Origin of the sequence: Pedobacter psychrodurus, assembly GCF_032678585.1 — a bacterium.
GTDB lineage: Bacteria > Bacteroidota > Bacteroidia > Sphingobacteriales > Sphingobacteriaceae > Pedobacter > Pedobacter psychrodurus_A.
On the sequence record NZ_JAVTSN010000096.1, the window covers coordinates 1 to 7,014 of the forward strand.

A 7,014-nucleotide genomic window follows, 5' to 3' on the forward strand; every position below is an offset into this window, starting at 1 on the left:
CGGAGACGGCCCTATTAATCCATCGGGGCCAGGAGGTGGCGGAGCTTATCCACCTGATGACTGTGGTGGTGGTGGACAGATACCACGTGTGCCACCAACAAACAATGATCCGGATCCAACTGCCAATATGGTTCGTTTACCACCGTGCATACCTAAGCCAACCATACGTGAATTAAATGTTATGGTGAATTTTATGGGTATAACCGATGTCTCTATGCAAAATTTTTTATTGCTGCATAAGGATATTTACAAAACACTAGAAAATTACCTACTTCAAAATGGTGATTCCCAAAAAAACAAGGAGTTCGTGAATTGGTCAGCTGGGTATTTAATTGAGAACAGTAATTTAAAACCAAGCATCACCAGACTTGAGAATATTTATCAGTTAGTAAAATTGCAAAATTATCGACCTAAAGATCGAGAACCAACGAGTTATTATTGGAGGCCAAAGCTACAAGAGGGTACCTGGGATAATTACTTAACTGAAAGTACCCCCCTTTATTTTTATCCGAATGGACAAAAAATTATAAATCTTGCTGCTTATAATTGTCATTATTATGCATTTGGTTTAGAAAATGCAACAAAGGTAGATGATGAGCATCCAAAATGGGTAATAGATTTATCATTGAAAGGTTGGGAAGAGGTAACAGGAGATGTTAAAGTTGGAGATAGAATAGTATATTACCAAGATTATAAAGGCGATAAAGACTGGACCCATTCTGGTATAGTAATAGGAGTTAGTACTGATGGCTACGCCACAAAAATAAGCAGTAAGATGGGAACTTACGAGATTATTGAACACCATCCAAGAGATATTCCTAAATCCTATGGAAGTAATGAACCAACATTTTTATTGGGAGAAAAACGTGTTGTAGCACCTTCTAGAGTTTATTACAGAAAAAAATAATTATTTCATGAAAAAAAATATTTTAGCTTTTATACTTTTTTTTGTGTGGGCAGCTCCAATTAATGCACAAAAACACACTGACAATCAAGCTAGTAAGGATATCTGGAGAATTTTATTACTAAAGATCAACTACGAAAAATTTGAAAAATCTAAAAAAATTGATCAGCGGGATTCAGTTCTTTCTCTTTATAAGGACGATGTTGCAAAATTAAAAGAATCGCCTAATCTATATTTGAACTTCATAGAAAATGAACTGAAAAATAAAAAAAACCAATTAAAAAAGGAATTCCTTCCTTACAAATATGGACACAATTTACATTTCACTCATGATACTGGCGGTTATTATATTAAAAAGATAGATTTATATAAGGTAATTAAATATTCATTATTCAAAAAGGGTGATAGTTTGCTCCCTGAAAATTTTCTTGAAATACCAGTTGTAGATAAGCATAATTACGTTATAAAGTATAAACCTAAACGTGGTGAGCGTAGTTCGGCTTTGAGCTACCTAAGAAAAAATTTTTCATTAAGCAAGGCAGAATTAGAAATTATCAATGATAAAAATAATACTAAATCTATTATTGAAATGAAAAAGTGGTTGGATAAATACGGTTCAAACAATGATGAAAAAAAATTTATAAAATGGGCGATAAACTATCTAACCGAAAGACCTGGAGAATCTGTTGCAAGACTAAATAGCATCTACCAATTAATAAAACTTCAGGATTATAAATCAAAAGATAAAGAACCAATTTTATAATTTGGAAAAGTATATTACAGAAAACAGTAAATGGTTTTGGTTATTCATCATTGCACTGTTTATATCCTGCACAATTAAGAGTGATAAAACCATACCAAAGGATATTATTCTTAAAAGTACAGATTATACCGTTGGAAAATATAAAAGGTACCTTAATCCAAAAGTCTATATACTGAAAAATGAATTTACAGAAGATGTAAAAACGGTAAATACTGAAGGTATAGAAGTGAATTTAGTTGATGAGAAAGACCTAAAATCAACTGAGGTATCAACAATTGAATTTTACAAATTTACCCACGTGGCAAATGGTGATGTTGAATTAGAAATGGTACTCATGCCGCGCAGGCAATATGTTAGGTTCCATTTCACAAAAGCAAGTGATGAAACCTGGATTTAACCACTGTAACACCCTGGCAGGATTAATTATATGATAAAAGGCATATTTAAAACAATTTGGATATATATGCTGCTATCATTCAACTCTTGCATATCTCAAAAACCCATTGAATTTATTTTATTGGAGCAGAATAAATATAGGGTGAACTAAATCATAACAATCTATATTTTTCTGCAATCTATATTGTTAAAAATTATTCAGAGAACAAAAAAAAGTCAGATGCATATAGATCGTTTCGCTATGGAGTTGGGCAAAAAAAAACAAATCAGATATGATTCTTACATCTTGTCATTTTACAGAGGATCCGAAGTTACAAACCTCAAAAATTTGAAAGAAAACCCAAGGGACTTAGACAGATATTCTGATATCAAAGATCATCGATTAAATTATCGTTGGTCAGGTGGTAGTTTCGCGGGGAAAATGCAATTTAAATATGGAAATATGATAAATCCGAAAAACACGGTAAAACAGGAGATGCGCCGCCAATAAAACATTAATTGAATATTAACGCGCTACATCTTACTGATGGTAAACTTCAAGCCAGGCTTTTACTTATAAAATTAAGTTGGGGAAACATTTCCCCAAACTCAAAATAAACCGGGGAAAATTAACCATAGCCACACTTTTGTTTTGAATTGGCAGCACAGCAAGTATTATTTTTTTCAGCCAAAGTTTCTGGTCCGAAAAGATGGCTAAGAAGCCATTAAAGAAGGATTTTATTCAAAATTCTATAACGCACCTGCTCCTCTTCCAATTAAAAATGATCAGATAAGAAAATTTGGGCAAGGTTTTATCTAATAGATTTTAAGAGTTAATATCTGCTTACAATCAACTAAACACCTACTTAATTAAAAAGCTTATGGCAAACACCGACAGTGGCTACCCAATAAATGCAGCCAATTTAAAAGATTTAATTATCCGTTTAAAAGCCCTTGGGGTTGATTATAACCCGCCCAGGCCGAAAATCTCGATAGAAGCCTTAGAACTCCTATCTAAAAATGCAGAAGAGGCCAACCGCGCTTTAAGTCTTGTTTTGCCCGTTTACAGCAATGCTGTTGATGAGCAGGAAATACTATTTAAGCCTCTGGCAGCTTTGATTACCCGAAGTTACAATTACTTTAAGGTAGTGATTGATAATCCTGACAAGTTACAAACCGCCAAAACACTTGCCGACCGTTTAAGGGGCATGGGGAAAAACAGTATAGCGGCTGATGGTACTGATGGCCCATCAAGGTCGCGGGTATCGTACGACAATAGATTAGAAAATTCTAAACAATACATTGATGTGCTCGCGCTAAGTAAAGTTTACGAACCTGTTCAGGAAGATATTAGTTTAGCCACTTTCCAGGCCTTACTTGCCGCCATGGAGAATAATATCACAGCTGTAGCCCTTGCTAAAACACCTGTTGATGATGCCCGTAAGAAGCGTTTTAATATCTTCCAGGGCGAACAAGGCTTAGTGGATACCGTATTAGACGTTAAAAATTATATCAAAGCGATATTGAAAAGTGATCACCCGCAACGCAAACATATTTTGGGTTTAACTTTTACAAGAATGAAACTGTAAGTAGGTACTCCCATCTTTGTTTGATATAGGCTATCTTTTTTAAGATAGCCTTAAAGAGTAAAGTGGATGACATTGTATTACACACCGATCCTACTGGGGCAAAAACCGAAGCATTATGTGACGAACTATTCGAAATAGATGGCTTTGTGAAATACGATTCAAAAATAGGTTCAAACAATGGTTTTGATGGTGTATATATTAAGAAAAATGCTAGCGGTAATGTGCAGGAAATTTTGATCAATGAGGCTAAACAGGTAAGTGCTGTAGGAAATATGAGACTGAGCCCGGCAAATCCCAACACTGGATTAAAAGCTCAAATGAGTGATGCATGGATTAGGGATGTTATAGCTCAGCTCAAAACTAACTCTAGCACATCGGCATTAGGAAATACCCTGGAAACTCTATTCCAAAACAATAGAAATCTTTTCACAAAAACAGTAATGGGAGTAGATAGGTCTTCTGGTGAAATAATAATAATAGCTAAATTAGAGAAATATTAAAAAATATGTCAGGTTATATTTCCATAGAAACGCTATACGAAACAGATGCTGTAAGAGAAAAAGAAACTATAAAAGAGATTGATTTAAAAAATAACTTAGAAGGTCAAATTAATGGTCTTTGGTACTATAACCAAACTTTCTTCTTATATCATCAAAAAAATAGAGACTTTCATTCGGCTAAATTAAATGCCTACCTATGTGGGTGTATAGATGAATATTTAATTACCCACTACGATTCAAGAATTTTAGACTCTGGTGTTAGGAACCTTACTTATGTATTATTGAGCGATAATAATCAATTAATTACCCGGTTTGCTGATCTTGGACATTCAAGTTATACATGGATGGTAGAGCATGGCCACAGTACGCTTTTGTATTGCATTCAACAGATTATCAAAGGAGACTGGGAAAGAGTTAAATGGAGCATCGAAATTATGAAAACAAAAAATGTAAAACTTAAAAAAGCGATTCTACCAGATATACTTTTTTTTGAAGGATTAGTGGAGAAAGATGAATCTAAAATTTGTCGAGCAATAACACAATTACTTAAAGATCATAAAAAACGGAATAAGCATATGGGAATTACAGAAGAATATATTTCTATACCAGCCCTAACTTACACCAAGTTAGCTTGGTTAAAAGGCTTTGAAATTCAAATTGATCACCCATTAATACCAAAAGAATTTTTACCTTATCGGCCACTAGAATACTATGACGATAAGTATTCATTTCTAAAGCTATAGCGATATAAATAGTAGCTTGCCTCAATTCAACCGAGGCAAGCTTTTATTTTTAATTACTAAGGCATTTCTCCCTATAACTCAAATATGTCCGACTATTGCAGATGAGATAATCTACAATATCAATCTGCAATTTTTCGCAGGTATCAAAACAAAGGTTTACGAAGAGTTCATCAACATCATCTATAACAATTGCTTTCTCGCTACTGTATTTCAAGAGTACTATGCCATAAGCATTACAAGCTTTCGCCAAACCTGATATTTGTTGTAAACAGTTACCCGATTTTCCATACTCCTGCACTTTGTACCAGGCAAAAACCTGATGTGCTTCATTTACAAACAATGCATACTTCTCGTTTTCATGCCTGGACAGAGGTTTGCAAATAATGTGTTTTAAAAATTTAAAAGAAAACCTGGCCTCACTAACATCTAAAGGCCGTTTGAGTGCTTGGTAGCTGAACTTAAGCTCGGCCAAAGCAGTTTGATTTTTCTGTGTTCGCATTTTGAAAAATTAAATAAAAGCCCAGGTCACCGCGAACACAGTCGGAAAACCGATGGGTTGCCGGACTTTCACCGGTATGCCTGAGATATTGTTTAAGAAAAATTATTAATTGGATTTCTCCAACTGTGTTCGCAGTATAAAAGTAAGAAAATATCTATTATAATTGAAAAAATCAACGATTTATAGGAGGGAAAATCTTGGATTGTCCGAAAACAAGTTAGCCAATGAGATGGCTGAATCATTGCTTGTAATAGGCAATGATTTTCTTCACAAACACCTCCATCCTATCCTTTAACGATTGTAACTGTTCGTAAGCAGCATTTACTCCTTCCATGGGGTCTTTAATCTGCAAGCGTTCCAACCGCTTAGGCTCGCCGCCACTCATTCGCTTTTCCAATTCTAAAAACTCTTCGGGTGTTTGCCAGCGTTTAATTTCGGGGTCGTATATCCAATGTTTGGCGGCTTTGGCTTTTTCGTAAATGGTAAAGTAAGTAATCAAGGGTTTAGGTGGTTCCTCGTATGTAAAATTCTCCCATTTTTCGTAGCGTTCGCTTTTTCTGATCAGATCTTTAGGCTTCATTTTGCTGGTGGTAAGCGATTATCTTTTACTTCTTTTTGCGTGGTTTAGGTTTGTCGGTAATTTGATTTAAAGTTTCAGCTTCTTTCAACAAATAGCGTTTGATCAGTTCGATTAATTCTTTCATTATAATTTAGTTTTTGTGATGTGGTTATGAGTCTGCTGGGCCATTATCCTAACCAAAACAAAATTACTAAAAATATTAGTAAATAGAATTCATTTTATCAACACTCTTTTTTGTTGTATTAAAGCGCTTTTTATATTACGATGCGCACAATGTATATTATTGCATTCTGATTTTATTTTTATGCGTTCGTGTTTTATTTTGATGCATTCCGATTCTATTTTAAGGCATTCGTGTTTTATTTTCATGCATTCGTGTTTTATTTTCATGCGTTCGTGTTTTATTTTCATGCGTTCGTGTTTTATTTTCATGCGTTCCAATTCTATTTTGATGCGTTCGTGTTTTATTTTAATGCGTTCTGGTTTTATTTTGGTGCGTTCGTGTTTTATTTTGATGCGTTCGTGTTTTATTTTGATGCGTTCGTGTTTTATTTTGATGCGTTTGTGGTTTATTTTGATGCGTTTGTGGTTTAATATGGGGTCTGTTCAATAAACTGTGTCATTGATTCCCGCATGCGCGGGATCCGATAGCTATCGGATGACGGTAAGCTTCGCTGATTCCGCTCTTTGCCGCGGAGGCATGGTACTTTGGAGCGCCAAAGTACCCAAAGCGCTTTGTCAATCCAGCAATGAGCCTTTTTGCGCAACCCCTTGCACATCAAAAAAACAGCGGCACTTCGTTTTGTGTTCAATTCTTAATAAAACCTTGAATCAATATTTAGGAACACAAAACCACTGCGTTTCAGGCTTGTTAGTGCCAGTTTCTCTTAACTGCATCTGTTTTTTTGATTTCCCTGGCTCTTGGGATTGACGGCGTCCTTCGCTAAAACCTGAGTGTTATTGAAGCAAGCCAGCATAAAACCTAAAAAACCCACTTCAAGATGTGTCCTTAAATATAGATGCGCGGAATCCGATAGCTATCGGATGACGGTAAGGCTGTC

8 protein-coding genes are annotated in these 7,014 nt (G+C 35.0%); 6 read left to right on the forward strand and 2 right to left on the reverse strand.

All coding sequences use genetic code 11. The features are described 5' to 3' along the window. The 6 genes from R2S57_RS30000 to R2S57_RS30025 form a co-directional block, all read left to right on the forward strand. A partial coding sequence (locus R2S57_RS30000; RefSeq protein ID WP_316848591.1) for a hypothetical protein occupies positions 1-907 on the forward strand: 907 nt, incomplete at its 5' end. A gap of 7 nt (positions 908-914) precedes the next feature. Next, a complete protein-coding gene (locus R2S57_RS30005; RefSeq protein ID WP_316848592.1) occupies positions 915-1,667 on the forward strand; it encodes a hypothetical protein in 753 nt (250 codons plus the stop codon). A 1-nt stretch (position 1,668) separates the two neighbouring features. Beyond that, positions 1,669-2,064 (forward strand): hypothetical protein, encoded by a 396-nt coding sequence (locus tag R2S57_RS30010; protein WP_316848593.1) that lies wholly within the window; start codon positions 1,669-1,671, stop codon positions 2,062-2,064. An 859-nt stretch (positions 2,065-2,923) separates the two neighbouring features. Then, a complete protein-coding gene (locus tag R2S57_RS30015) occupies positions 2,924-3,631 on the forward strand; it encodes a hypothetical protein (protein ID WP_316848594.1) in 708 nt (235 codons plus the stop codon). A 62-nt stretch (positions 3,632-3,693) separates the two neighbouring features. Further along, entirely contained in the window at positions 3,694-4,131 is a 438-nt protein-coding gene (locus tag R2S57_RS30020) for a hypothetical protein (RefSeq protein ID WP_316848595.1), read from the forward strand. A gap of 5 nt (positions 4,132-4,136) precedes the next feature. Further along, a complete protein-coding gene (locus tag R2S57_RS30025) occupies positions 4,137-4,874 on the forward strand; it encodes an immunity 49 family protein (protein WP_316848596.1) in 738 nt (245 codons plus the stop codon). A gap of 49 nt (positions 4,875-4,923) precedes the next feature. Here R2S57_RS30025 and R2S57_RS30030 read toward each other — a convergent pair whose 3' ends face one another. Further along, entirely contained in the window at positions 4,924-5,373 is a 450-nt protein-coding gene (locus R2S57_RS30030; RefSeq protein ID WP_316848597.1) for a JAB domain-containing protein, read from the reverse strand. A gap of 238 nt (positions 5,374-5,611) precedes the next feature. Next, positions 5,612-5,953 carry a hypothetical protein gene (locus R2S57_RS30035; protein WP_316848598.1) on the reverse strand — a complete coding sequence of 114 codons (342 nt, stop codon included), beginning with the start codon at positions 5,951-5,953 and terminating at the stop codon, positions 5,612-5,614. Between the last annotated feature and the right edge of the window lie 1,061 nt (positions 5,954-7,014).

Coding starts and splice junctions, on each gene's coding strand:
- R2S57_RS30005 (WP_316848592.1), top strand. CDS start 915: ATGAAAAAAAATATTTTAGCTTTTATACTTTTTTTTGTGTGGGCAGCT.
- R2S57_RS30025 (WP_316848596.1), top strand. CDS start 4,137: ATGTCAGGTTATATTTCCATAGAAACGCTATACGAAACAGATGCTGTA.
- R2S57_RS30035 (WP_316848598.1), bottom strand. CDS start 5,953: ATGAAGCCTAAAGATCTGATCAGAAAAAGCGAACGCTACGAAAAATGG.
- R2S57_RS30030 (WP_316848597.1), bottom strand. CDS start 5,373: ATGCGAACACAGAAAAATCAAACTGCTTTGGCCGAGCTTAAGTTCAGC.
- R2S57_RS30015 (WP_316848594.1), top strand. CDS start 2,924: ATGGCAAACACCGACAGTGGCTACCCAATAAATGCAGCCAATTTAAAA.